This is a genomic window from Nocardiopsis sp. NPDC057823, from assembly GCF_042797335.1.
Classification (GTDB): domain Bacteria; phylum Actinomycetota; class Actinomycetes; order Streptosporangiales; family Streptosporangiaceae; genus Nocardiopsis; species Nocardiopsis changdeensis.
In genome coordinates, this window is record NZ_JBHVLR010000018.1 from 129,031 (window position 1) to 151,921 (window position 22,891).

Sequence of the window (22,891 nt, forward strand, 5' to 3'; positions counted from 1 at the left end):
CCGCGCGGGGCGCCGTCCCCCGACGGCGCCCCGTGCCCCCGCCCGCCCTCCCGGGGCGGGCGGGGGTCAGGGGGTGGTCTGCGGGGGCGGTCCCAGCCTGCGGACCACCACTCCGAGGACCTGGTGCTCGGGGCAGGGCCCGTGGTGCCGGGAGTCGATGCTGCCGGTGTTGTCGCCGAGCAGGGCGAGGTGTTCGGCGGGGACCGGGCCGTCGATGCCGACGGCCGCGGGGTAGTCCTCCCCCGCCCTGGCGGCGACGCGTTTGATGTACCAGCCCTGTGCGGCGACCCGGCGGCCCAGCGGTGCCGCGTCGCGCCACCCGCTCTCCCGCGAGGGCCGCCCGACGACGACCACCGTCCCGCGTTCCAGGCCGCGACGGCCGCGCCGCACCAGGACCCGGTCGCCCGCGGCGAGGGCGGGCGCCATGCTCTGGCCGTCCACGGTGACGACCACGTAAGCCCCGCGCAGGTACACCGCCGCCAGCACCGGGAGCAGCGCGGCCGCGGCGAGCCAGCCCGCCGCCGTCATGCGATCGCCTCCGCGGCGGGACCGGGCGCGGTCCCGGGCAGGTCCCGCCCGGTGCCCCCGTGGCCACGGTCACCATCACCGGTGCCCCCGTTCCCGGCGTCCTCGCCGGGCCCGGTGTACCCCTCGGCCTGGAGGGCGAACAGCCGGGCGTACTCCCCGCCCAGGGCCATCAGCTCCGCGTGCCGCCCCTCCTCCGTGATCCGCCCGTCCTGGAGCACCACGATCCGGTCCACGCCCCGGATCGCGCCCAGGCGGTGCGACACCAGCACGGTCGTCGTCCCGCTCCGCAGCTCCCGCAGCCGGTCGTGGACCTCCCGTTCGGCCTGGGGGTCCAGGCCGGAGGTCGGCTCGTCCACGATCAGCAGGTCCCTGCCCCGGCGCATGAGCGCCCGCGCCACGGCCAGCCGCTGCCACTGCCCGCCGGAGAGGGTGACGCCCGACTCCTCGTCCGCCTCCCCCTGGTAGAACTCGCGGGAGAGCATCGTGTCGTAGCCGCTCGGCAGGTCGGCCGCGAACCCGTCCGCCCCGGCGTCGCGTGCCGCCTCGCGGATCCGACCGGTGTCGTCGGCGTGCTCCAGGGCGCCGATCGCGATGTTCTCCCGGACGGACAGGTCGTAGGCCATGAAGTCCTGGAACACGGCGCTCATCCGCGCCCGGAGTTCCCGCGGGTCCGTCTCCCGGATGTCCTCGCCGTCCCAGAGCACGCGCCCGCGCGTCGGGTCGTACATGCGGCACAGGAGCTTGACGAGGCTGCTCTTGCCCGCGCCGTTGAGCCCGACCAGCGCCAGGGACCGCCCGGCGGGGATGGTGAGGGAGACCCCCCTGAGCACCCACGGCCCGTCGTCGGTGTAGCGGAACCACACGTCCTCCAGGCGGACGGCGGTGCGCAGCGGCCCGACGGGGCGCGGGGAGCGGGGCACGGGCAGGTCCGGAGGGGTGTCCATGACGTCGTCGTAGTGGCCCATGAGCAGGAGCGCCTGGTAGGCGCGGGAGAGGGTCTCGACTGTTCCCGTCAGGGCGCTCTGCACCCCGGCGACCGCGGCCACGAAGGCGGACACGTCCCCGATGGTGAAATCCCCCCGCACGGCCGCGCCCACCATCCACACCAGTCCCCCCGCCGGCACGAGGGCCCCGAGCAGGGCCAGCGGCGCGTGGGCGGCCACCGTCCTGCGGTCCACCCTCTCCTCCGCCCGGTTGACCTCCGCGGTCTCCCGGCCCATCCGGTCCAGGAGGAAGCCGCCGGCCCCGAACAGGCGCGCCTCCTTGATCGCCGCCGGGTTCACCATGAGGGCGCGGTAGAACACCTGGCGGCGCAGGCGGGGGCTCATCCGCCACATCATCCCGGCCCGGCTGCGGTTGAGCGAGAGCTGGACGAAGAGGGCCGGGAGCGCCGCCAGCACCGTGACCGCGGTGACCACCGGGCTGATGGTCACCAGGATGCCGAGGAGGCCCGCGACCGTCAGCGCGGTGGTGACGATCCCGAAGAGGGATTCGATGATCTCCTCGGGGGCCGAGCTCGCCGACGTCTGCGCCAGGCGCAGCCGGTCCAGGAACGCCGGGTCCTCGAAGCGGCGCAGTCCGCCGAGCCCGTCCACCTTGGCGTAGAGGCGCTGCTGCACGAGCAGGCCCACCTCGCGGCGGATGCGCCCTCCCAGGTAGGTGACCAGGTGGCCGGACAGGGCGGTGGAGAGGGTGCACACGCCCAGGAGCACGACCACCCGGACCGGCTCGCCCGCCAGCGCCCCGGGCACGCCGGGGGCCTGGGCGCCGAACTGGAGGGTGTCCAGCAGCCACTTCGTGAGGAGGGTGACGGCCGCGGGCAGCAGCCCGGCCGCGACGTTCAGCAGCCCGTAGGCCGCCAGCGCGACCGGCGCCGCCCGCCAGGCGATCTCCAGGGAGCGCCGGGTCCGGACGAACACGGCGCGCGGCCCCGGGCCCCGCGGGCGGGCGCGGTCGGCCCCGGAGCCGCCCATCACACCCCCACGAGCGCGGCCCGCAGGTCCTCGACCGCCACCGCGGAGCGGGCGACCCGGCCGGAGGCGTCGGCGAAGACGAAGGCGGGGATGCCGGTGAGCGAGAACGCCTGCCCCGCCTCGTGGTGGATGGTCTGCATGACGACGGTCGTGTGCCCTTCGAGGACCGAGGTGTAGGCGTCGGCCTCTCCCCGGGAGTCGCCCACGAACGCGATCACCTGCTCGCGGGGCAGTCCCACCTCGCGGGCGAAGTCCACCAGCGGGCGCAGCTGCTCCTTGCACGAGCCGCAGCCGGTGTCGAAGAAGGCGTACAGGGCCATCCGGCCGCGCAGCCCCGCCGAGGTGACGGCCTCCCCCGTGGTGCTCACACCGCTGAAGTCGGGGATCTCCATCCCGGCGGGGATGTCCGCGAGGTCGGCGGGCGGGGTGGCCCCGGCCCGGGGGGACCCCTCCGACTGCCGCAGGCGCCGCACGACGGCCAGGGTGAGCATCAGGTTGAACAGGGTCAGGGCGGTCAGCAGCACGACCGCCGCGATGAGGATTGCCACGGTTGTCTCCAGGTTCACGAACGGGGGGTCCGGACGCCGGGCCGTTCCCCGGTGCCGGCGGCGAAGAGGTCGACCAGGTCGTCGAAAGAGACGGTCGCGGCCGTGACCGCGGCGGCCGCGGCGGCGGCCAGCCCGATCTCCCCCCACGAGGCGGGGGGCGCCCCGGCGGAGGCCCACGCGCAGCCCAGGCCGGTCGCCGCCGCGCAGGTCAGGGCGAGGTTGCGCCACACGTGCGGCCAGCCCAGGTCGGTGCGCGCCCTGCCGAAGCAGGAGCAGGGCACGGCGGTCCCGGCGCGGGCGGAGTACAGGGCCAGCAGCGTGAACGCCGCGAACAGCGCGGTGGCCGCGGCGAGGGCGGGCACACGGGCCCAGGTCCCGGTCAGCAGGACCAGCCCGATCGCCAGCTCGACGGCGCTGTGGGCGGCCGAGGCCGTACGGACGGGAAGCCGGCGCAGGCGCAGGCGCTCGGCGAGGACCGCCCAGGTGGTCTCGTTGTCGCGGCCGCGGACCTTGGCGAGCCCGGAGGCGAGGAAGATCCCGGCGACGGCCAGTTGCAGGAAGAGTGCGGTGAGCGGGAGCAAGGTGTGCCTCGGGAGGGGAGTGTGCGGAGCCGGTGGCGGCCCGCTGCCGGGCCGCCACCGAGGGGGTCAGCGGCAGCAGCCGACCGGGTCCCAGCGGTAGCTGCCGTCGCTGCACTGGTACTTGTAGTCGCGCGAGAGGTAGTAGCCGCTGCCGCCGCAGTACGGCAGGCGGCAGCGGTAGGTGGTGTAGCTGCACTCGAACTGGTCGGCCTTGGCCGTGGCCTTGGGCGCCAGCCCCTCCAGGAGGCGGTCGCCGATGCGCGCGAGAGAGGCCTTCATGGTTTCTCCTGAGTCTCGGGGGCGTGTCGTGGTTCACACTCCGGCCGGAGCGAGAGCAACTGTAGGCCCGGGGCGGCGCCGGGCGGCGGGGGCGGGAGTCCGGTTGAGCAAAATTTGAGCTTCGCCGGAAATCGCCGGGGACACCCCCGGGAGAACCCCGTTGGAGAGAAAAGGAGGAGGCCCCTTTTTTTCGGGCACAGAAAGGGGCCGACCCTATATTAGGGACCCCTGGATTCCCCCTCGACGGCGAAGGCGACCATTTGAGCTTTATTTGAGGACGGACACCGCCGCGGCGCGGGCATCCCGCCCCGAGCGGAGCGGAGACCCGAGCCCCCCCGGCCTTCCATCTCCACGTATTCACAGGTCAGAAAGGTGCGAACGGCACGGTCGGACCGCCGGGGCCACCGGCCGCCTCCGCGGGCGGCGCCGCGGCAGGGGCCTCGCACCTCCCCCGGTACGCCCCCGGGCCCGGGGGCGACGAGCAGGGGAAAAGCCCCCCGCATCGGCTTTCCCCGGGAAAGGGAAATCGGCCTTGTTTTTTCTCCGGCCCTCTGCTTGCATGACCGTGCCCCGGAGGTCGGCCTCCCGGGATTTCACCGCTTCATTTCCGTTTTCGCGACGGACCGAGGAGAGGACCCCCCATGAAGAGCATGCTCAAGAAGGTCGGCGCGGTGGCGGCGGCCGGCGCGCTCGCCGCGACCCTGATGCCCGCGCCCGCGTGGGCCTACGTGTACGGCTACCCGATCACCACGGCCCCGGTGCGCACCGAGCCGTACGCGAGCGCGCACGCCGTCGACACCGTCGCACCCGGCGAGTACGTGCTCCTGGAGTGCTCCCTGATCAACAAGCACGGGAACCACTGGTACCGCACCCGCGGGGGCAAGTTCTACACCTACGCGGGCCACTACCCCTCGTACAACCTGCCCAACTGCTGACCCGCCCGGCGGGAGGGCACGGCGCGGCCGTGCGGGGGGCCGGCTACTCGTCGTCGTCGGCCTCGTGGTGGTCGAGGTTGGAGGTCCCCCGGCGCCAGTACCCGTCCACCTCGCAGGTGACGTCGCGGACGAACCCGCGCTCCTTGAGCAGGCGGCGGATCGGCTTGAGGGTGGTCGCCTCCCCGGCCGCGTACACCATCCCGTCGCCCTCGGGCAGCTCCAGCGCCCAGAACGCCTCCAACAGCAGGTCGGTGGTACCGGCCTCGGCGTCGCCCCGGTGCAGCCAGGTGATCCGCGCCCCCTCGGGGGCGTCGAGCTTCTGCTCCTCGGCGGCGTCCACCACCTCGAAGAACGCGAACACCCGGGCGTCGGCGGGCAGCTCCTCCACGTAGCGGGCGGCGGCGGGCAGCGCCGTCTCGTCCACCAGCAGCACGTGGTAGTCGAACTCGCCGGTGATCCACGCCGTGCCGCGCGGGCCCAGCACGCCCAGTCTGTCGCCGGGCCGGGCGGCCTGCGCCCAGCGGCCGGCGGGGCCGTGGTCGTGGGAGACGAAGTCGACGGTCAGGCGCCCGCCGTCCAGGGCCCGCACGGTGTAGTCGCGGAAGACCACGCCCGGGGCGCGGAAGTTGAGGCAGCGGTCGTCCTCGACCACCGGCAGGACGTGCTCCCCGTCCTCGTTGGGGAACCACAGCTTGACGTGGTCGGCGAAGTTGTCGCTGCGCATCCCCTCCAGGTCGGGGCCGGACAGGTGGACGCGGATCATGCGCGGGGTGATGCGCTCGACCTCGGCGACCTCCAGCACGCGCGGCCGCAGCGGGTACTTCTCGAGGCGGCGCTCGTGGGTCGGGGTGGTCATTCCATGCTCCTCAGCGGTCGGGGCTCCGTTACGGGACGGAGGGGTCTTCGGGCCGGGCGGTGGGCACCCGGCCGGTGCGCGGACCGGCGAAGGCCGGGGCGATCGGCGCGGTCGGGGCGAGGGTCGGGCGGCGCCCGGCGGGCGCCACGGCCCCGGACGGGGCCCCGCCGGGCCGAGGGGGCGGGGCCCGTGCGCGTGCGGCGGGGACCGGGGGGCTCGGCGGCGGTCCGCGCGCCGCCGTGCGGGCGGGTCGTCGGGGGTGTCACCGCCGTCGCTCCCTGGGTGTCGTGATGGGGAGGGGCCGGGGCGGGCCGTGGGGCGGACAGGCCGCCCCCTTCGGCCGACCGGCCCGGATAAGGCCAGCCTAGCCTAACCGTTCGAGGAGCCCCGGAGCCGCTCCCCCTGGAACGACGGCCCCCGCCGGGGGGGCACGGCGGGGCGGGGCGACCGCCGTCCTCCGACTCCTCCCCCGGGGAGGCACCGGAGGGGACCCGCGACCCCGGAACCGGGTGCCCGGAACCGTGCCCTAGCCTGGGACCGATCCCGGTACGAACATGGACGGGATCACCCGTGTCCACACCATCGTGACCAAAGGGAATCCGTGAACATCGCAGCCCTGGTGAACGCGATCGTCTTCCGCGTGATCGCCATTGTCGAGGCCCTGACCTGGGTCGGCCTATTGGCGGGCATGTACGTCAAATACCTCGGGAGCGGAAACGAACAGGGCGTGGCGCTCTTCGGCATGCTGCACGGGATCGCCTTCATCCTCTACGTGGTGGTCTGCCTTGTCTCGGCCGTCCACCTGCGCTGGGGCGTGTGGCCCACCCTGCTGGCGCTGGCCGCCTCCGTCCCGCCCCTGTTCACGCTGATCGCCGACTGGTGGCTGCACCGCAGCGGCCGGCTGCCCAAGATCTTCGGCGGCGCCCGCGCCCCCGAGCCCGTGGGCTGAGCCCCGCCGGTGCGCCGGGCGCGGTCCTTTCCCGGGAAAGGACCGCGCCCTTCCCTTTCCCGGGGCACCGGGGGGCCGGCGGGGAATGGCGCCCGGAACGGTCCGGGAAGCGCAGGGAACGCCGATGGTAAAGCCCTTCGCGATACACCCGGAAGCGCCGTCGTGCCACCTCCGCACGGGCCGGGATCGCTGACCGGAACCGGTCAGAAAAGGTACCGGGTCACCCTTTGACCGCCTTTCACGGCCGTGTTGCAGTGGTGCGTGTTCCACTTCCGCAGTGGAACGGACACGAACCGTGAGATAGCGAGGGAACCCCCCATGTCATACCCCCACGGACCCGGTCGGCGCGCCGTCCTGCGCGGCGCCGCGCTGACCACCGGCGCCGCGGTCCTCGGCGGTGCCGCCCTGCTGGGCCCCGCCTCCCCGGCCGCCGCCGCGCCCTCGGTGCACGGCCGCGCGGCCTGGGGCGCGCGGCCGCCGTCGAGCCCGGTCCAGGTGCTGGCCTCCCCGCCGCTGTACATCGTGGTGCACCACACCGCGACCGCCAACAGCACCGACCACTCTCTGGCCCACGCCTACTCCCTGTCCCGGGCGATCCAGAACCACCACATGGACACGAACGGCTGGGCGGACACGGGACAGCAGCTCACCATCAGCCGCGGCGGGCACGTGATGGAGGGCCGCGACCGCACCCTGCCCGCGATCGCCGCGGGGCAACACGTGGTGGGCGCGCACGTCGCCGGCAACAACAGCACGTGCGTCGGCATCGAGAACGAGGGCACCTACACCTCGGTCGCGCCGACCGCTCCGCTGCGGAACTCCCTGGTGGAGACGCTGGCGTGGCTGTGCGCGGCCTACGGGCTGAACCCGCGGAGCGCGATCCTGGGGCACCGCGACTTCAACGCGACCGCCTGCCCCGGCGACGTGCTGTACGCGATGCTGCCGGAGCTGCGCGACGCGGTGGCGGGACTGCTCGCGGCCCGGGGTGTGGAAGCGGCCGCCGACCGCCCGGTCCCGGCGGACCTGCGGCCCTCGTACCCGCCGGTGCCGGACGAGCCCTGGCGGGAGTTCGACCACGGGCCCGCGCACGGCCCGGACGACATCACCCGCTGACCGCGGGGACGGTTCCCCGTTCACCGTCCCCTTCGCCCGCGCCCGCGTGCGCCGCCAGGCGCGCGCGGGCGCGTTCCACGTCCCACCGCTCGATCCCGGCCAGCGGCGCCCCTGCGCTCGCGCGCAGGGCTGCGGCCCGGTCGAGCAGGTCCGCGGCCGCGGCGTGCTCCCCGACCAGGGAGCGCGCCCCGGCCTCGCCCTCCATGGCGAGCGCCAGGGCCCTGGGGTCCCCGCTGAGCCGGGCGTGCTCGAGGCCGCGGGCGTGCAGCTCCAGGGCGCGGGCGGGTTCGCCGCGCTGCTCCGCGATATAGCCGAGCTGGGTGTGCAGGAACGCCGCGCCGATGTGCCCGTCGGTGCGCCGGTTCCATTCCAGCCACCGGGTCAGGGACGCCTCGGCGCGGTCCAGGTCGCCCCGGCGGCGCGCGGTGAGGGCGATGCCCGCGTCCGCGTACTGGGCCGCGACCGTGTCGTGCTGTTCCTCGGCCAGCCGCAGGGCGCGTTCGTGCAGGGTGTCGGCCCGGTCGAGGTCCCCGGTGAGCAGGGCCGTGCGCCCCAGCCCGGAGGCGTGCCGGGACACGTCCCGCCACAGCCGCAGGTCCTCGGCGATCCGCAGGCCCTCGGCGTGCAGCCGGGCGGTCTCGTCCAGGTCGCCCAGCGCCTCGGCGGTCTGGGCCAGGGCGTCGAAGGCCTGGAGCAGGCCCCAGGGGTCCCCCAGGTCGCGCAGGTCGGCCTCGGCGGCGCGGCCGTCGGCCAGGGCCGCGGCCAGATCCCCCCGCCCGAACGCCGCCAGCGCCAGCAGGACCCGCGCCAGCGCGGCGCTCCAGCGGTCCCCGGCGGCCAGGGCCGCCGTGTGCGCCGCCCGGACCCGGGCCGCGGCCGCGGCCGGGTCCCCCAGCCCCGACCGGGTGAACGCGGCGAACCAGGCCAGCCGGGCCCGGACCGCGGGGTCGGCGACCCGGTCCAGGTGGGCGTCCGTGTCGTCGTGCCACCACTCGTCGTCGGAGGCGGGCCGGGCCAGCGCCGCCCGCAGCACCGTCGCCCGCGCGCGTGCCTCCCCCTCCCCGGCGGTCCCGGCGGGGGACGGCAGGGCCAGGGCGGTGTCGAGGGCGGTACGGGCCAGGGCGGTGCGGCCGCGCAGGTAGCGGTACCAGGTGAGGGCGACCGCCAGGCGCAGGGCGGTGGCGGTGTCGCCGTCCCGGACGGCGAAGTCCGAGGCGGCGCGCAGGTTGGCCTCCTCCCGGTCCAACAGGGCGAGCGCCTCCGCCTGGCCCGGCCCGCGCAGGCGGGCGTCGGCCCCCTCGGCCAGGCCGGCGTAGTACGCGGCGTGCCGGGCCCGGGCCCGGTGCTCCCCGCCCTCCGCGGCCAAGTGCTCCAGGGAGTACACCGCCACCGACTCCAGCAGCCGGTAGCGGGTCCCCTCCGGGCGGGTGGACGCCACGACCAGTGACCGGTCCACCAGGGCGCCGACCAGGTCCAGCGAGCCCTCGCCGACCGCCTCGGCGGCGGCCGGGTCGCAGCCGTCGGCGAACACCGCGAGCCGGGACAGCAGGGCGCGCTCGGGGTCGGTGAGCTGGTCCCAGCTCCAGTCGATGGCGGCGCGCAGGGTGCGCTGGCGGGCGGGCGCGTCCCGGCGGCCCCCGCCCAGCAGGGCGAACCGGTCGTCGAGGCGGGCGGCCAGCTCGACGGCCCCCAGGTGGCGCAGCCGGGTGGCGGCCAGCTCCAGCGCCAGGGGGATGCCGTCCAGGCGGCGGCAGATCGCGGCCACGGCGGCGACGGTGTCCGCGTCGGTGCCGGGCCGGGCGCCCGCGGCGTCGGCGCGGGCCAGGAACAGGCGGGCCGCCGGGGAGGCGGCCAGCGCGGCCGGGGTGTCGTCGGCCGGGGTGCCCAGGGGCGCCAGCGGGTACAGGTACTCGCCCGCCACGGCCAGGGGCACCTGGGAGGTCGCCAGGATCCGCAGGTCGGGCAGGGCCGCCAGCAGGACGGAGGCCAGGTCGGCGACCTCGTCCACGACGTGCTCGCAGTTGTCCACGACCAGCAGGGCGCGGCGGCCGCGCAGCCGCGCGGCGATCCGGCCGGTGAGGTCGCCCTCCCCGTCGCGCACGCCCAGGGCGGTGGCCAGCGCGGTGCACGGGTCCCGGTCCAGGGCGGCCAGGTCCAGCGGCAGGGCCGGGTCGGCGGCGGCGCCGCGGGCCGCCGCCAGGGCCAGGCTGGTCTTGCCCACCCCGCCGGGCCCGGTGACGGTGACCAGGCGGTGGCGTTCCAGCAGGCCGCGCACGGCCGCGACCTCGGTGTCGCGCCCGACCAGCTCGGCCGCGGGGGCGGGCAGGTTCCCGGCGGGCGGCGCGGGCTCCCGCTTCAGCCCCGGGTCCTGGAGCAGGACCGCCCGGTGCAGGGCGGTCAGCTCCGGCCCGGGGTCCGCCCCCAGGTCGTCGGCCAGGCGGGTGCGCAGCTCCTCGAAGCGGGTGAGCGCCTCGCCCTGGCGCCCGGCGGCGTACAGGGCGCGCAGGAGGGCGGCGTGCAGCCGCTCCCGGTAGGGGTGCTCGCGGGCCGGGCCCGCCAGGTCGTCGGCCAGCCCGGCGTGCTCGCCCAGCTCCAGGCGGGCCTCGGCGAGGTCCTCCAGCGCCGTCAGCCGCCGCTCCTCCAGGCGGGCGGCGTCCTCCCGGACCCCGTCCAGTTCGGCGAACCCGGCGGCGGCCGGCCCCCGCCACAGGTCCAGGGCACGGGAGAGCAGGTCGGCGCGCTCGCGCGGGGCGGCCCCGCGGGCCCGGTCCAGCAGGTCCTCGAACCGGTCCAGGTCCAGGTCGGCGCCCTCCAGCAGGTAGCCGGGCGGCCGGTGGCGCACCAGGGCCCGTCCGCCGGGTTCGCCGCGCTCCAGGGCCCCGCGCAGCTGGGAGACGCGGGCCTGGAGCACCGCCGCGGGCCGGGCCGGCGGGCGCTCGCCCCACAGGTCGGCGACCAGCCGGTCGGCGGACACCACCCGCCCCCGGGCCAGCGCCAGGAGCACCAGCAGGGCGCGGACCCGGGTGTCGGGGACCGCGACGGGGCTCCCGTCCCCCGCCCGGACCTCCAGCGGACCCAACACCCCCACGCGCATGCGTCAACCGTAGCGTTCCCGTAGGGCACCCGTGGCGGCCGCGGGCACCGTGGTCCCATCGAGGGCGGCGACCGGCCGCCCCACGAGCGAACGGGGACGACATGGGCGTCTACGAGGGCCGCCGGGCCGTGGTCATCGGCGGTACGCACGGCATGGGTCTGGGCGTGGTCGAGGAGCTGCTGGCCGGCGGGGCCCGGGTGCTGCTCACCGGCAACAACGAGAAGAACCTGGAGGAGGTGCGCGGCAGGTTCGGCCCGGCCGTGCACGCGGTGCGGGCGAACGCCGCCGACCTCGCCGACACCGACGCCCTGGCCGAGAGCGTGCGCGAACACCTGGGGGGCATCGACTTCCTGCACGTCAACGTCGGTGTCTCCGGGCTCGGCCCGGTGGCCGAGACCACCGAGGAGTCCTACGACTGGATGTTCTCGATCAACGCCAAGGGCCCGTTCTTCACCGTGCAGCGGCTGCTGCCGCTGCTGGCCGACGGCGGGTCGATCGTGTTCACGACCTCGGTGACCAACCTGACGGGCACCGCGGGCATGGGCGTGTACAGCGGGACCAAGGCCGCGGTGAGGGCGTTCTCCCGGGTGCTCGCCTCGGAGCTGCTGCCGCGCGGGATCCGGGTGAACACGGTCGCGCCGGGCTTCATCCACACCCCCTCGGGAGGGTTCACCAACGCCACCGAGGCCGAGAAGGCGGAGATGGGGCGGATCGGCGACGAGGCCACCCCGATGAAGCGGCACGGCACGATCGCCGAGGTGGCGCGGGCCGTGCTGTTCCTCGGCTTCGAGGCGACCTTCACCACCGGCGTGGAGCTGCCGGTGGACGGCGGTCTGGGGCAGAGCCTGCACTGACCGGGTGGCGGTGGCCGGATACGGCCACCGCCGCCCCGGCATCCCCCTGGTGGCTCCCCGGCCCCGGGGTGCCGGGGTGAGGCTCACTCCAGGAGGAGTTCGCCCACGGTCTCGCCCTCCACTACCCGGCCCGTCTTACGGAAGCCCAGCCGGAGGTAGAACTCCTCGGGCGAGCCCTCCCCCGGGACCCAGGAGACGGTGACCCGCTTCTGCCCGCGGCGGCGGGCCTCGTCCAGGACGGCCTGCACGGCGAAGCGGCCGTGGCCCCTGCCCTGCTCGTCCTCGGCGACGTTGAGCCGCCAGATGCCGCAGCGGTGGTCGGGGTCCTCCTCGTCGGGGTCGAAATTGGCCATGACGAAGGCGACGGGCCGGTCCCCGTCCAGGATCAGCCGGGGCCAGGCGGTCGTGCGGGAGGCGTAGGCCTCGGCGAGGGAGAGGACCACGGGGGCGACGAAGGCGTCCTGGTCCGCGCGGACGCGGATCCCGGTCGCGGCGCGGACGTTGTCGGGGGTGATCTCCACTGCGCGGAGAGAGGGGGTGCTCATGGGCGACCACTCTAGGGCGTGTTCGGCGGATCATTCCGGGGCGCGGCCGCGAGGCTTCCTCTCGCCGCGCCGCCCGTGCTCGGACGGCCGGCCCCGGTCCGGCCCCACCGGGCGCCGCACGAATGCACCCGCTGAACACCCCGGGCCCGCCCCCGGCCCCCACGGCACGGGCCCTCCTCCCGTGCGGGAGAATACGGGCATGCGTGTGGGGGTGCTGGGACCGGTCCGCGCGGACGGGCTGGCCGTGGGCGGGGCACGGGCACGGGCCCTGCTGGCCCGGCTCGCCCTGGAGGCGGGGCGGCCGCTGACCCACGGCGCCCTCATCGGCGCCCTGTGGACCGCGGCGCCCGAGCACCCCGAGGCGGCCCTGCACTCGTCGGTGTCCCGGCTGCGCCGGGCCCTGCCCGACCCCTCGGTCCTGCGCTCGGTCCCCGCCGGGTACCTGCTGGACGTGCCGGACGACGCCGTGGACGCCCTGCTCTTCGAGCGCCTGGTCCGCGAGGGCCGGGAGGAGCTGCGCCGGGGGCGGCCCGCCGCCGCGGCCGGGACGCTGGACCGCGCCCTGGGCCTGTGGCGCGGGGAGCCCCTGGCCGACGCGGGCGATCCGCCCTACGCGGCCGCCGTCGTGCAGCGGTGGACGGGGCTGCGGCTGGACGCCCGCGAGGACCGGGCCGGGGCGGCGCTGGCGCTGCCCGGCGCGGACCCGGCCGCGCTCGCCGCCGAGCTGGAGGAGCTGGCCGCGGCCCGCCCCCTGCGGGAGGGGCCCCTGGCGCTGCTCATCGAGGTGCTCGCCGACGACGGGCGGACCCCCGAGGCCCTGGCCGCCTACGAGGCGCACCGGGCCCGGCTGGCGGAGGAGCTGGGCGTGGACCCCGGCCCCCGCGTCCGGCGGGCCCACCTGAGGGCGCTGCGCGGCGAACCCGCACGGAGCGTCCCAGGAGAGCCGCCCGCACCGCTGACCTCGTTCGTCGGGCGGGAGGCGGACCTGGCCCGGCTGCGGGAACGCCTGGCCGGGCACCGGCTCGTCACCCTCACCGGGCCCGGCGGGGTCGGCAAGTCGCGGCTCGCGGCCGAGGCCGCCCGGACCGCCTCGGGGGTGCGGGTGCGGACCGTGTCCCTGACCCCGGTGGCCGCCGGGCAGGACGTCCCCCACGCCGCCGCCCGCGCCCTGGGGCTGCGCCCGTCCCGCTCCCCCGTCGAGACCCTGGCCGACGCGCTGGGCACGACCGAGACCCTGCTGGTGCTGGACGGGTGCGAGCACGTGGTCGACGCGGCCGCCCGGCTGGCCGCCGACCTGGCCGCCCGCTGCCCGGGGCTGCGCATCCTGGCCACCGGCCGCGAGCCGCTCGGGGTGGCCGGGGAGGCCCGCCTCCCGGTGCCGCCGCTGGCGCCCGAGGCGGCCGGCCGGCTGTTCACCGACCGGGCGCGGGCCGCCGACCCGGACTTCTCCCCCACGGAGGAGGCCGCCGCCGTGTGGCGGGCGCTGGACGGGCTGCCGCTGGCCATCGAGCTGGCCGCCGCCCGGCTGGGGTCGATGCCCCTGGCGGACCTGGCCGCCCAGATGACCGACCGGCTGGCCGTGCTGACCGGGGGCGACCGCACCGCGCCGCCGCACCAGCGGACCCTGCGCGGGGTCATCGCCTGGAGCTGGGACCTGCTCGCCCCGGCCGAGCGGGAGGCCGCCGAGCTCCTGTCGGTGTTCGCCGCCCCCTTCACCGCGGGCGCGGCCGCCCGGCTGGGCGTGCCCGCGCCGGCGCTGTACGCCCTGGTGGACCGCTCCCTGCTGGACTCCGCCGGGGGCCGGTACCGCATGCTGGACACCGTGCGGGAGTTCGGCCGGGAGCGGCTGGCCGCCGCCGGGCGGCTGGAGGGCGCGCGGGCCGCGCACGCCGCCGCCCTGCTGGCGGTGGCCGAGGACCTCGGGGCGGGGCTGCGCGGTCCGGGGCAGCGCGAGGGCGCTGCGGCGCTGGCCGCCGACCTGGACGACCTGGTGGCCGCGCTGGCCTGGGCGTACGAAAGCGGTGACACCGGCACGGCCGAGCGGCTGGGGTCGGTGCTCGGCCTGTTCTGGCTCGTCCGGGACGAGCACGCCGCGGCCGCCCGGCTGCTGCGGCCCACCGGGCCGCGCACCTGCGCCCTGTACCTGCTGAACGTGCTGTTCGCCGGGGAGTCGGCCGCCGGGGCGGCCTCCGCTCCGGGGGCCGGCTCCCCCGAGGGGGCGGTCGCGACCGCCCTGCTCGCCCTGGCCGACGGCTCGGTCGCCGACGCCGGAGCGGCGCTGGCCCCGCACCTGGACGCGCCCGACCCGTGGGAGCGGGGCCTGGTGCGGCAGGTGTCGTCCTTTCTCCAGGGGGCCGCCGGGAACGCCGCCGGAGTGCGCGCGGACCTCGAACGGGCGCTGGCCGGGTTCGCCGAGGCGGGCGACCCCTGGTGGACGGCCACGGCCTCGCTGTCCCTGGCCGCGGCCTGCTCGGCCGCCGGTGCTCTGGAGGAGGCGCGCGGGCACCTGGCGCGGGCCCGCGGGCTCGGGGTCGGGGAACAGGTGTGGCGGGCGATGATGGCCGTGGACGCCGGGGACCCCGAGACCGCCCGCGCCGAGCTCCGGGAGGCGGCCGCCGGGGGCGGGTCCGCCCGGCGGGCGGCGCGCGCCCGCGTGTGCCTGGCGGACCTGGAGCGCCACGACGGAGACCTCGCGGCCGCCGGGGAGCTGCTGGACTCCTGTTCCCACCTGGCGCGGGACTCCCGGGCGCCGGACCGCATCCTGTACGCGACCGCCGCCGGGTTCCTGGAGGTGGCGCGCGGTGCGGCCGACGCCGCGGCGCCCCGGCTGGCCGAGGCGTTCGACCTGGTCGTGTCCATGGCGGATCCGCCGATGCTCGCCCACGTGGGCGTGGGTGTGGCCGACCTGCTGCTCCTGGCCGGCGCACCGGAGCGGGCGGCCCGGGTGCTGGGGGCCGCCCGGGTGGTCCGCGGCGGGCCGGGCGACGGGCACCCCGACGTCGTCAGGGTCACCCGCGCCCTGGCCGGTCACCTCCCGCGGATCGAGGCCGGGGCCGCGCTGGCCCCGGAGGCGGCGCTCGCCCTGCTGCGCCGCGAGCGGGCCGCGCTCACGCCCGGGCCGCCGCCTTCTCCTCCTTCTCGATGAACGCGTCACGGCACCCGGCGCAGCAGAACCCGTGCAGGACGCCGTCCCGCTCCAGGGTGACCGCGCTCTCGTCGAGCACCACGTAGACCCCGCACACGGGGTCGAGCAGGGCCCGGCCCTGCTCGTAGTCCTCCCGGCGGGGCTCGTTCATCAGGTCGACGATGGCCGCCGAGTCCACGGCCCTGCCCAGGACGCCCAGGGAGCCCTCGGCCACGCCCACCACCTGGACCTGTACCACCGGCTCCCGGTAGGGGCGGCGCGGGTCGTCCTCGACCTCGGCCACGGCCTCGGTCACGTACTCGACCACGGCCCCGGCCACCGCCTTGCGCCACGGCCCGGGGACGTGGGCCCGGACGACGTACCGGGGCGCCCCGTCCGCTGCGACGCCCTGGTCGACCACCCAGACCTCGGGCTCGTGCACCACCACCTGGAGCAGGGAGCCGACGGCCTGCCTGAGCCCGTCCTGCATGTCCTCTCCCCGGGCCAGCCGGGTGACGTCGCCCAGGGCCTCGGCCAGCCGGCGGCGCCGGTCCCCGTCCAGGGTGCCGCGGGGCACGAACAGTTCGATGAAGATCATCGGTGGATCACCTCCACCGCGCACTCTTCCGCGGCGGCCTGCCGTCCTCCTGCCGAACGCCTGCCGCCTCCGGGGGCGCCCCTCAGCGAGCGGTCCCGCCGCCCCCGGCCTGTTCCCTCCTCAGCCAGGCCAGGGCCTGTTCGCTGCCGGTCTCCAGGTCGCCGGGCAGGTCGTCGAGGAAGGTCCGGTCGCCGTGCCGGGCCAGTTCGGCGAGCACGGCCTGCGGGTCGCCCTCCTCGATGACCCGCAGCAGGCGGTGGTGGCGCAGCACGTTGCTGGCGGCGGTCTCGTTGCGGTGCGCCCGCGCGTGCCTGTTGAGCACCATGCACAGCTGCATCTGCAACTGGATCGACCGGTAGGCCTCCTCCAGGCGCCGGTGGCCCGACAGGCCGACGACGGCGGTGTGGAACTCGAACTTGGACTCCGAGAGCTCGGCCTCGTCCAGGGCGTCGGCCGCGGCCTCCATGCGGCGCAGCGCCGCGCGGCAGCGCTCCAGCCGTCCGGGGTCGGTGACGGGCACCCCCAGTTCGACGGCCATGTGCTCCAGCCGCTGGCGCAGGGTCATGATCTCGTAGACGTCGTGCAGGGTCAGGGGGGTGACCACCGCGCCGCGGTGCGGGGACTGGCGGATCAGCCCCTCGTGCTCCAGGCGGCGCAGGGCCTCGCGCAGGGGCGGCCGGCTGATGCCCAGCTGCTGCGTGAGCCGGTTCTCCACGACCCGGTCGCCGGGCAGCAGTTCCCCGGCCAGGATCATCCGCCGGATGGAGCGGGCGGCCAGGTCCACCATGCTCGGCGGCTTGACGATGCGCTGGTCGCCGGTTCCGGCGCCGGTGCCGGTGCCGGTGCCGGTGCCGGTCGCGGTGGACCGGTCCATGGTCCCTCCCTCGTCTCGATCGCGCGGGGCTCCGGTCGGGGCCCCGCCGTCCGGTGTCACCGCCGCCCGGTGCCGCCGCCGTCCGGGTCCCGGGGCGCCAGCGCCGCCGCGACCAGTTCGACGGGGTGCCAGGCCCGCCGTTCGGTCCCGTGCCCGATCTGCTGCCGGCAGGAGACGCCGGTGGCCGCGACCACGGTGTCCTCCCCCTCCGCCTCGATCGCGGGGAAGAGCCGGTCGGACCCGACCTTCATCGACATCTCGTAGTGCTCGGCCTCGAACCCGAACGACCCGGCCATCCCGCAGCACCCGGCGTCGAGTTCGACCACCTCGGCGCCGGGGATGCGGCGCAGCAGCTCCACCGTGGCGCCCGTGCCCACCTCCGCCTTCTGGTGGCAGTGCCCGTGGAAGAGGATACGCCGACCGGCGGGCCAGGAGTCGGCGGACAGGGCGATCCGGCCCGCGTCCAGGGCCTCGGTGAGCAGTTCCTCCACCTGGCGCACCCGCCCGGCGACGTCGGCCACCCGGGGGTCGCCCGGCAGCATCGACGCGGCCTCGTCCTTGAGGGTGAGCACGCACGAGGGCTCGCAGCCCACGATGGGCGTGCCCGCCGCCGCGCCCTCGCTGAGGAGCCCGACGAGGCCGCCGACCTTGGCCTTGGCGTCGTCGACCAGGCCCTTGGAGAGGCTGGAGCGCCCGCAGCAGCCCCGGCTCTCCAGGCGGACCCGCCACCCGGCGTGCTCCAGGAGCTCGACGGCGGCCCGCCCGATCCCCGGTTCGGTATAGGTGGCGAAGGAGTCCGCCAGGAACGTCAGCTCCCCCATGGGCGCCGGGCCCGCCGGGGCGCTCCGGCGCCGGAACCAGCGCACCAGGTTCCGGCGCTCGAAGGCCGGCAGGGGCCGCCGGGCGGTGATGCCGGTGGCCCGCTCCATGAGGCGGCGCAGCACCGGCCACCGGTTCGGCAGGCCGCTGAGCGGGGCGGTGGCCGACCCCAGCCGGTACAGGGTGCGGACCGAGCCGAAGATGCGCGTGCGCAGCGGGACGCCGTGCACGTCGTGGTAGTGGGACTGGGTCTCGCTCTTGAGCTTGGCCATGTCCACGCCGAGCGGGCACTCGCTCTTGCACGCCTTGCACATCAGGCACAGGTCCAGGACCTCGTGCAGGCGCTCGCCGCCCAGCGCGGCGGCCGGGTCGGGTTCGGACAGGGCCTTGACCAGGGCGTTGGCCCGCCCCCGGGTGGCGTGCTCCTCGTCGCGGGTGGCGATGTAGGAGGGGCACATGGCCCCGGTGGAGGTCTTGCGGCACAGGCCGATGTTCATGCACCGGTCGGCGGCCCCGCGCATGCCGCCCACGACCTCGAAGGACAGCCGGGTCCGCAGGGGCGGCGCCGGCGGCAGGGCGGCGTCGCGCAGGTGGTCGGTCATCGGGGGCGCGTTGACGATCTTGCCGGGGTTGAGCAGGTCGTCCGGGTCGAAGATCCGCTTGACGTCCTGCATCGCCGCGTACAGGTCGGGCCCGAAGATCTTCCGGTTGAACTCGCTGCGGGCCAGGCCGTCGCCGTGTTCGCTGGAGTTCACGCCGCCGTACTCGGTGACCAGGTCGCGGACCTCCTCGGCGACGGCGCGCATCCGCTCGGCCTCGCCGGGGACGGCCAGGTCCACGAAGGGCCGGATGTGCAGGCAGCCCACGGAGCAGTGGCCGTAGAACCCCGCCTCCATCCCGTGCCGGTCCAGGATCTCCTTGAACCGGGTGGTGTACTCGACCAGGTGCACGGGGTCGACGGCGGTGTCCTCCACGAAGGCCAGCGGGCGCCGGGTCCCGCTGCCCGCCGCCATGAGCAGGCCCAGGCTGGACTTGCGCACCTTGAGCAGGGCGGACTGCTGGGCCGGGGTGACCGCCTCCAGGGTGTGGTAGCCGTGGCCGTTCGCCTTCCACGCCTTGGCGAGCCGGCGCAGCCGGTCGACCAGTTCGGCCTCGTCGTCGCCGGTGAAGGAGACGAACAGCAGGGCGTCGGGGTCGCCCCGCAGGATGCTCCCCAGCGGGGCGTACTCGATGCGCTGCCGGGACAGGTCCAGGATGGTGCGGTCCATCAGCTCCACCGCGGCGGGCTCCAGCTCCAGGGCGTCCCCTGTGGCGGCGATCGCGTCGGGCACGCTCGTGAAGTGGCCGACGGCGATGACGGTCCGCGCCGGTCTGGGGACGAGGTCCACCAGCGCCTCGGTGACCAGCGCCAGGGTGCCCTCGGAGCCGACGACGAACCGGGCGAGGTCGAAGTCGGGGTCCCGGGCGAGCCGGTCCAGCCGGTACCCGCAGGCGCGCCGCCAGAAGTCGGGGAAGCCGGTGGCGATGGCGTCGGCGTTCTCCGCCAGGACGCGGGCCAGCCCGCGGTGGATGTCGCCCTCCAGGCCGGGGCGGGCGGCCAGGGCGGCGCGGCGCTCCGCCGTGAGCGGCCCCAGGGTGGTGCGGGAGGCGTCGGCCAGGACCACGTCCAGGGTGCGCACGTGGTCGATGGTCATGCCGTAGCGCAGGGAGCCGCTGCCCGCGGAGTTGTTGCCGATCATCCCGCCGACGGTGGCGCGGTTGCTGGTGGAGGTGTCGGGGCCGAACATCAGGCGGTGCGGGGCGGCCGCCGCGTTCAGCTCGTCCTGGACGACGCCGGGCTGGACGCGGGCCCGGCGCGCCTCGGGGTCGAGGTCGAGGACGGCGCGCATGTGCCGGGACATGTCGACCACCAGACCGGCGCCCACGGTCTGGCCGGCCAGGCTCGTGCCCGCGCCGCGGGGGGTGAGGGTGACGCCCAGGCGGCCGGCCACCGAGGCCACGGCGGCCACCTCGTCGGCGTCGCGCGGGAAGACGACCCCCAGCGGGGTGATGGTGTACATGCTGGCGTCGCGGGAGAACAGGTGGCGCGAGTAGTCGTCGAACCGCGCGTCGGTCACCCCCTCCCTGCGGAGCAGGTCCGCGGCCTCCCCCGCGAGCCCGTCGGCGGCGGTCGTGTCGGTGGTGCTGGTCATGTGGCCTCCATCGCTCCTGTGTCCGTTGCGGGGACGGGTCAGTGCTCGTCCAGCAGTTCCAGTGCCGCCGACAGGCCGTCGCCGGCGACCTTCACCCCGGCGTGGCCCAGCCCCATCTGCACCCCGGCCAGGGCCCCGGCGATGGTGAGGTCGTTGGTGTGGCCCAGGTGGCCGATGCGGAAGACCCGTCCGGCCAGGCGGCCCAGCCCGGCGCCCAGCGACATGTCGTAGCGGTCGAGGATCACCCTGCGGACGTGGTCGGCGTCGTGGTGTTCGGGCACGAGGACCCCGGTGAGCACGCCCGAGTACTCGCGCTCGTCCGCGCACAGCACCTCCAGGCCCCAGGCGCGGACGGCGGCGCGGACGGCCCGGCCGTAGCGGTCGTGCCGCGCGAAGACGGCGGGGAGCCCCTCCGCGTTCAGCAGGCGCAGCGCCTCGCGCAGGCCGTAGAGGAGGTTGGTGGCCGGGGTGTAGGGGGTGAAGCCCCGCCCGTTGGCCTCCAGCATCGGCGCCCAGTCCCAGTAGGACCGGGCCAGGCGCGCGGTGCGGGAGGCCTCCAGCGCCTTGGGGCCCACGGCGTTGAAGGCGAGCCCGGGGGGCAGCATGAGGCCCTTCTGCGAGCAGGAGACGGTGACGTCCACGCCCCACTCGTCGTGGCGGTAGTCGACCGAGCCGAGCGAGGAGATGGTGTCGACCAGCAGCAGGGCGGGGTGGCCGGCGGCGTCGATGGCCTCGCGGACCTCCCTGATGCGGCTGACCACGCCGGTGGAGGTCTCGTTGTGCACGGCGCACACGGCCCTGATCCCGTGCCCGGTGTCGGCGGCGAGGACCTCGGCGAGCCGGTCGGGGTCGGCCCCGCGCCGCCAGTCGCCGGGGATCACCTGGACGTCGAGGCCGATCTTGGCGGCCATCCCGCCCCACAGGGTGGAGAAGTGGCCGGTCTCGAAGACGACCACGCGGTCCCCCGGGGAGAGCGTGTTGACCAGGGCCGCCTCCCAGGCCCCGGTGCCCGAGGAGGGGTAGACGATGACGGGTTCGGCGGTGCCGAAGACCGGTCGCAGGTCGCGCAGGAGTTCGCCGAACAGCGCGCTGAAGTCGGGGCCCCGGTGGTCGATGGTCGGCGCGGACATGGCGCGCAGGACCTCGTCGGGGACGTTGCTGGGGCCGGGGATCTGGAGGAAGTGGCGTCCGGTGGTGTCATCCATGGCGATCCTCTCGGAGAGCATCCGCATTGTGGAAACTTGATTCCACTAAATGGATCCTAAAAGTTCACGCCGACCATCACAACCCCCTTGCGAGCCCCCCGTGGCGCCACTTTACTGTGACTCACATCTCAAGCAACAGTTGACGCAGTCAAAACCGGAAGACATACTTCTGCTAAGCAGAATCAATATTTCACATAGTGAAATATCACAGTGATGTCGGTGTCAGCCACGCGCCGGTCCCCCCGACCCCCGCGGCCGCCGCATCCGGCCCACCGGGCCATGTTCGACCGACTCTCCGCCGTCGAGCCTTCACAAGGGGGCCGCGCACGTGCCAGCAGAAGTCATCTCCATCCTCGTTCTCGTCCTGGTCTTCCTCCTCGCCACCGTCACCTCCGTCCACATGGGCGCCCTCGCCCTGTTCGCCGCCTTCGTCGTCGCCCTCACCGTCGCCGGGGAGGCCACGGACGACGTGTTCGGGGGCTTCCCCGGGGACCTGTTCGTCGTCCTGGTGGGCGTCACCTTCCTGTTCGCCATGGCCCGGAACAACGGCACCGTCGACTGGCTGGTCCAAGTGGCCGTCCGCGCCGTCGGCGGACGCGTCGCCCTCATCCCCTGGGTGATGTTCGGCGTCACCGCGGCCCTCACCGCGGCGGGCGCGGTGGTCCCCGCCGCCATCGCGATCGTCGCGCCGATCGGCCTGGGCTTCGCCCGGCGCCACCGGATCGACCCGGTGCTCATGGGCCTGCTGATCATCAACGGCGGCAGCGCGGGCGGGTTCTCGCCCATCAGCATCTTCGGCACCATCACCAACGGCGTCGTGGCGCGCAACGGCCTGGAGGGGTCGCCGCCGCTGCTCTTCGCGGCGTCGTTCGTCTTCAACCTGCTGCTCAGCGTGGCCGTCTTCTTCATGTTCGGCGGCCGCGAACTGCTGGGCCGCCGCGAGGGCGACGTCCCCGCCGCCGGGACGGCCCCCGCCCCCGCCCGGACCGGGGACGGGGGCGGAACCGGGGACGGTGGCGGCGGGGCCGCCCCGGCCTCCGGCGGCACGGCGGCCCGGACCGCCACCGCGACCAGGACCGACGCCGGCGGCGGGGGCACCGCCGTGGCGCAGGAGGCGCCGATCGCCCTGGACCGGGACCGGGGGCTGACCCTGCTCGGCATCGTCGCCCTGGGCGTGGGCGTGCTCGCCTTCGGCCTCGACGTCGGCCTGACCGCGATCAGCGTGGCGGTGGTGCTGAGCGTCTTCTCGCCCCGCAGCGCCAAGGGCGCCGTCGACCGGGTCGCCTGGTCCACCGTGCTGCTGATCTGCGGGATCGTCACCTACGTGAGCCTCATGGAGCGCATGGGGACGATCGACTTCCTGGGCGGCAGCGTCGCCGCCATCGGAGTCCCGCTGGTGGCGGCCCTGCTGATCTGCGTGATCGGCGGAGCCGTCTCCGCGTTCGCCTCCACCACCGGCATCCTCGGCGCCCTGATCCCGCTCGCCGTGCCGTTCCTCCTGGCGGGCGAGGTGGGGGCGGTCGGGATGATCGTCGCCCTGGCGATCTCCTCCTCGGTGGTCGACTCCTCGCCCTTCTCCACCAGCGGGGCGCTCGTGGTGGCCAACTCCGCCCCGGACCAGCGCGACCGCGTCTTCCGGCGGCTCATGCAGTGGGGCATGTCCATGATCCTGGTGGCGCCCCTGCTGACCTGGGGGGTCTTCGTGGTCCCCGGCTGGCTGTAGGACCGCTCCGCCGCGGGGGGGGGGGGGGGGGCCGCCCCCCCCCCGGGGGGGGTTTTAAACAAAAACGGCCCCCCCGGGTCGAATTGGTTGGGGGTTTGGGG

General features: G+C 75.7%; 18 protein-coding genes. 6 read left to right on the forward strand and 12 right to left on the reverse strand.

Annotated elements, in window-relative coordinates; all coding sequences use genetic code 11:
* Positions 1–66 precede the first annotated feature (66 nt).
* From ACFVNO_RS24780 to ACFVNO_RS24800, 5 genes are all read right to left on the reverse strand, one after another.
* The gene (locus ACFVNO_RS24780) at positions 67–528 is read right to left on the reverse strand and encodes a S26 family signal peptidase (protein WP_378896014.1); all 462 of its coding nucleotides are present in this window, start codon (positions 526–528) and stop codon (positions 67–69) included.
* Positions 525–2,501 (reverse strand): ABC transporter ATP-binding protein, encoded by a 1,977-nt coding sequence (locus tag ACFVNO_RS24785; protein WP_378896016.1) that lies wholly within the window; start codon positions 2,499–2,501, stop codon positions 525–527. The genes ACFVNO_RS24780 and ACFVNO_RS24785 overlap by 4 nt, the downstream gene beginning before the upstream one ends.
* Positions 2,501–3,049, reverse strand: a complete 549-nt coding sequence (locus ACFVNO_RS24790) for a TlpA family protein disulfide reductase (RefSeq protein WP_378896018.1) — start codon at positions 3,047–3,049, stop codon at positions 2,501–2,503. The genes ACFVNO_RS24785 and ACFVNO_RS24790 overlap by 1 nt, the downstream gene beginning before the upstream one ends.
* Positions 3,050–3,063: 14 nt before the next feature.
* The gene (locus ACFVNO_RS24795; protein ID WP_378896020.1) at positions 3,064–3,630 is read right to left on the reverse strand and encodes a MauE/DoxX family redox-associated membrane protein; all 567 of its coding nucleotides are present in this window, start codon (positions 3,628–3,630) and stop codon (positions 3,064–3,066) included.
* Between the two features lie 66 nt (positions 3,631–3,696).
* Positions 3,697–3,909: a hypothetical protein gene (locus tag ACFVNO_RS24800; RefSeq protein ID WP_220561423.1), complete on the reverse strand. Its 213-nt coding sequence runs from the start codon at positions 3,907–3,909 to the stop codon at positions 3,697–3,699.
* A 641-nt stretch (positions 3,910–4,550) separates the two neighbouring features.
* Between ACFVNO_RS24800 and ACFVNO_RS24805 the strand changes: the two genes are divergently transcribed.
* Positions 4,551–4,844, forward strand: coding sequence for a hypothetical protein (locus tag ACFVNO_RS24805; RefSeq protein ID WP_355264155.1), 294 nt, complete (start codon positions 4,551–4,553; stop codon positions 4,842–4,844).
* A gap of 43 nt (positions 4,845–4,887) precedes the next feature.
* Here ACFVNO_RS24805 and ACFVNO_RS24810 read toward each other — a convergent pair whose 3' ends face one another.
* Positions 4,888–5,700 carry a siderophore-interacting protein gene (locus ACFVNO_RS24810; protein WP_378896023.1) on the reverse strand — a complete coding sequence of 271 codons (813 nt, stop codon included), beginning with the start codon at positions 5,698–5,700 and terminating at the stop codon, positions 4,888–4,890.
* 601 nt (positions 5,701–6,301) lie between these two features.
* Here ACFVNO_RS24810 and ACFVNO_RS24815 point away from each other — a divergent pair.
* Both ACFVNO_RS24815 and ACFVNO_RS24820 read left to right on the forward strand, forming a co-directional pair.
* Positions 6,302–6,649 (forward strand): DUF3817 domain-containing protein, encoded by a 348-nt coding sequence (locus tag ACFVNO_RS24815; protein ID WP_355264149.1) that lies wholly within the window; start codon positions 6,302–6,304, stop codon positions 6,647–6,649.
* A 318-nt stretch (positions 6,650–6,967) separates the two neighbouring features.
* The gene (locus ACFVNO_RS24820; protein ID WP_355264146.1) at positions 6,968–7,762 is read left to right on the forward strand and encodes a peptidoglycan recognition family protein; all 795 of its coding nucleotides are present in this window, start codon (positions 6,968–6,970) and stop codon (positions 7,760–7,762) included.
* Here ACFVNO_RS24820 and ACFVNO_RS24825 read toward each other — a convergent pair.
* On the reverse strand, positions 7,752–10,856 hold the full coding sequence (locus tag ACFVNO_RS24825; RefSeq protein WP_378896025.1) for a BTAD domain-containing putative transcriptional regulator: 3,105 nt from the start codon (positions 10,854–10,856) through the stop codon (positions 7,752–7,754). The two genes, ACFVNO_RS24820 and ACFVNO_RS24825, sit on opposite strands and share 11 nt — an antisense overlap.
* Positions 10,857–10,957: 101 nt before the next feature.
* On the opposite strand from ACFVNO_RS24825, the gene ACFVNO_RS24830 reads away from it, so the two are divergent.
* A complete protein-coding gene (locus ACFVNO_RS24830; RefSeq protein ID WP_220561429.1) occupies positions 10,958–11,710 on the forward strand; it encodes an SDR family oxidoreductase in 753 nt (250 codons plus the stop codon).
* A gap of 83 nt (positions 11,711–11,793) precedes the next feature.
* Here the strand turns inward: ACFVNO_RS24830 and ACFVNO_RS24835 are convergent, their stop codons facing one another.
* Positions 11,794–12,255: a GNAT family N-acetyltransferase gene (locus ACFVNO_RS24835; RefSeq protein ID WP_355264140.1), complete on the reverse strand. Its 462-nt coding sequence runs from the start codon at positions 12,253–12,255 to the stop codon at positions 11,794–11,796.
* 199 nt (positions 12,256–12,454) lie between these two features.
* Between ACFVNO_RS24835 and ACFVNO_RS24840 the strand changes: the two genes are divergently transcribed.
* Positions 12,455–15,400: an ATP-binding protein gene (locus ACFVNO_RS24840; protein WP_378896028.1), complete on the forward strand. Its 2,946-nt coding sequence runs from the start codon at positions 12,455–12,457 to the stop codon at positions 15,398–15,400.
* On the opposite strand, the gene ACFVNO_RS24845 is transcribed toward ACFVNO_RS24840, so the two are convergent.
* The 4 genes from ACFVNO_RS24845 to ACFVNO_RS24860 form a co-directional block, all read right to left on the reverse strand.
* Positions 15,363–15,977, reverse strand: coding sequence for a YHS domain-containing protein (locus tag ACFVNO_RS24845; RefSeq protein WP_355264134.1), 615 nt, complete (start codon positions 15,975–15,977; stop codon positions 15,363–15,365). The genes ACFVNO_RS24840 and ACFVNO_RS24845 overlap by 38 nt on opposite strands.
* Positions 15,978–16,059: 82 nt before the next feature.
* Positions 16,060–16,851: a GntR family transcriptional regulator gene (locus ACFVNO_RS24850; RefSeq protein ID WP_378896030.1), complete on the reverse strand. Its 792-nt coding sequence runs from the start codon at positions 16,849–16,851 to the stop codon at positions 16,060–16,062.
* A gap of 56 nt (positions 16,852–16,907) precedes the next feature.
* Entirely contained in the window at positions 16,908–19,862 is a 2,955-nt protein-coding gene (locus ACFVNO_RS24855) for an FAD-binding and (Fe-S)-binding domain-containing protein (RefSeq protein ID WP_378896032.1), read from the reverse strand.
* Positions 19,863–19,900: 38 nt separating this feature from the next.
* On the reverse strand, positions 19,901–21,067 hold the full coding sequence (locus ACFVNO_RS24860) for a pyridoxal-phosphate-dependent aminotransferase family protein (protein WP_378896034.1): 1,167 nt from the start codon (positions 21,065–21,067) through the stop codon (positions 19,901–19,903).
* A gap of 328 nt (positions 21,068–21,395) precedes the next feature.
* Between ACFVNO_RS24860 and ACFVNO_RS24865 the strand changes: the two genes are divergently transcribed.
* Positions 21,396–22,790, forward strand: coding sequence for an SLC13 family permease (locus tag ACFVNO_RS24865; RefSeq protein WP_378896036.1), 1,395 nt, complete (start codon positions 21,396–21,398; stop codon positions 22,788–22,790).
* Positions 22,791–22,891: the final 101 nt, after the last annotated feature.

Bases quoted from the DNA above. Each gene is read 5' to 3' on its own strand.
- ACFVNO_RS24855 (WP_378896032.1), bottom strand. From the start codon at position 19,862: ATGACCAGCACCACCGACACGACCGCCGCCGACGGGCTCGCGGGGGAG.
- ACFVNO_RS24840 (WP_378896028.1), top strand. From the start codon at position 12,455: ATGCGTGTGGGGGTGCTGGGACCGGTCCGCGCGGACGGGCTGGCCGTG.
- ACFVNO_RS24805 (WP_355264155.1), top strand. From the start codon at position 4,551: ATGAAGAGCATGCTCAAGAAGGTCGGCGCGGTGGCGGCGGCCGGCGCG.
- ACFVNO_RS24835 (WP_355264140.1), bottom strand. From the start codon at position 12,255: ATGAGCACCCCCTCTCTCCGCGCAGTGGAGATCACCCCCGACAACGTC.
- ACFVNO_RS24845 (WP_355264134.1), bottom strand. From the start codon at position 15,977: ATGATCTTCATCGAACTGTTCGTGCCCCGCGGCACCCTGGACGGGGAC.
- ACFVNO_RS24860 (WP_378896034.1), bottom strand. From the start codon at position 21,067: ATGGATGACACCACCGGACGCCACTTCCTCCAGATCCCCGGCCCCAGC.
- ACFVNO_RS24780 (WP_378896014.1), bottom strand. From the start codon at position 528: ATGACGGCGGCGGGCTGGCTCGCCGCGGCCGCGCTGCTCCCGGTGCTG.
- ACFVNO_RS24825 (WP_378896025.1), bottom strand. From the start codon at position 10,856: ATGCGCGTGGGGGTGTTGGGTCCGCTGGAGGTCCGGGCGGGGGACGGG.
- ACFVNO_RS24810 (WP_378896023.1), bottom strand. From the start codon at position 5,700: ATGACCACCCCGACCCACGAGCGCCGCCTCGAGAAGTACCCGCTGCGG.
- ACFVNO_RS24850 (WP_378896030.1), bottom strand. From the start codon at position 16,851: ATGGACCGGTCCACCGCGACCGGCACCGGCACCGGCACCGGCACCGGC.
- ACFVNO_RS24785 (WP_378896016.1), bottom strand. From the start codon at position 2,501: ATGGGCGGCTCCGGGGCCGACCGCGCCCGCCCGCGGGGCCCGGGGCCG.
- ACFVNO_RS24830 (WP_220561429.1), top strand. From the start codon at position 10,958: ATGGGCGTCTACGAGGGCCGCCGGGCCGTGGTCATCGGCGGTACGCAC.
- ACFVNO_RS24820 (WP_355264146.1), top strand. From the start codon at position 6,968: ATGTCATACCCCCACGGACCCGGTCGGCGCGCCGTCCTGCGCGGCGCC.
- ACFVNO_RS24800 (WP_220561423.1), bottom strand. From the start codon at position 3,909: ATGAAGGCCTCTCTCGCGCGCATCGGCGACCGCCTCCTGGAGGGGCTG.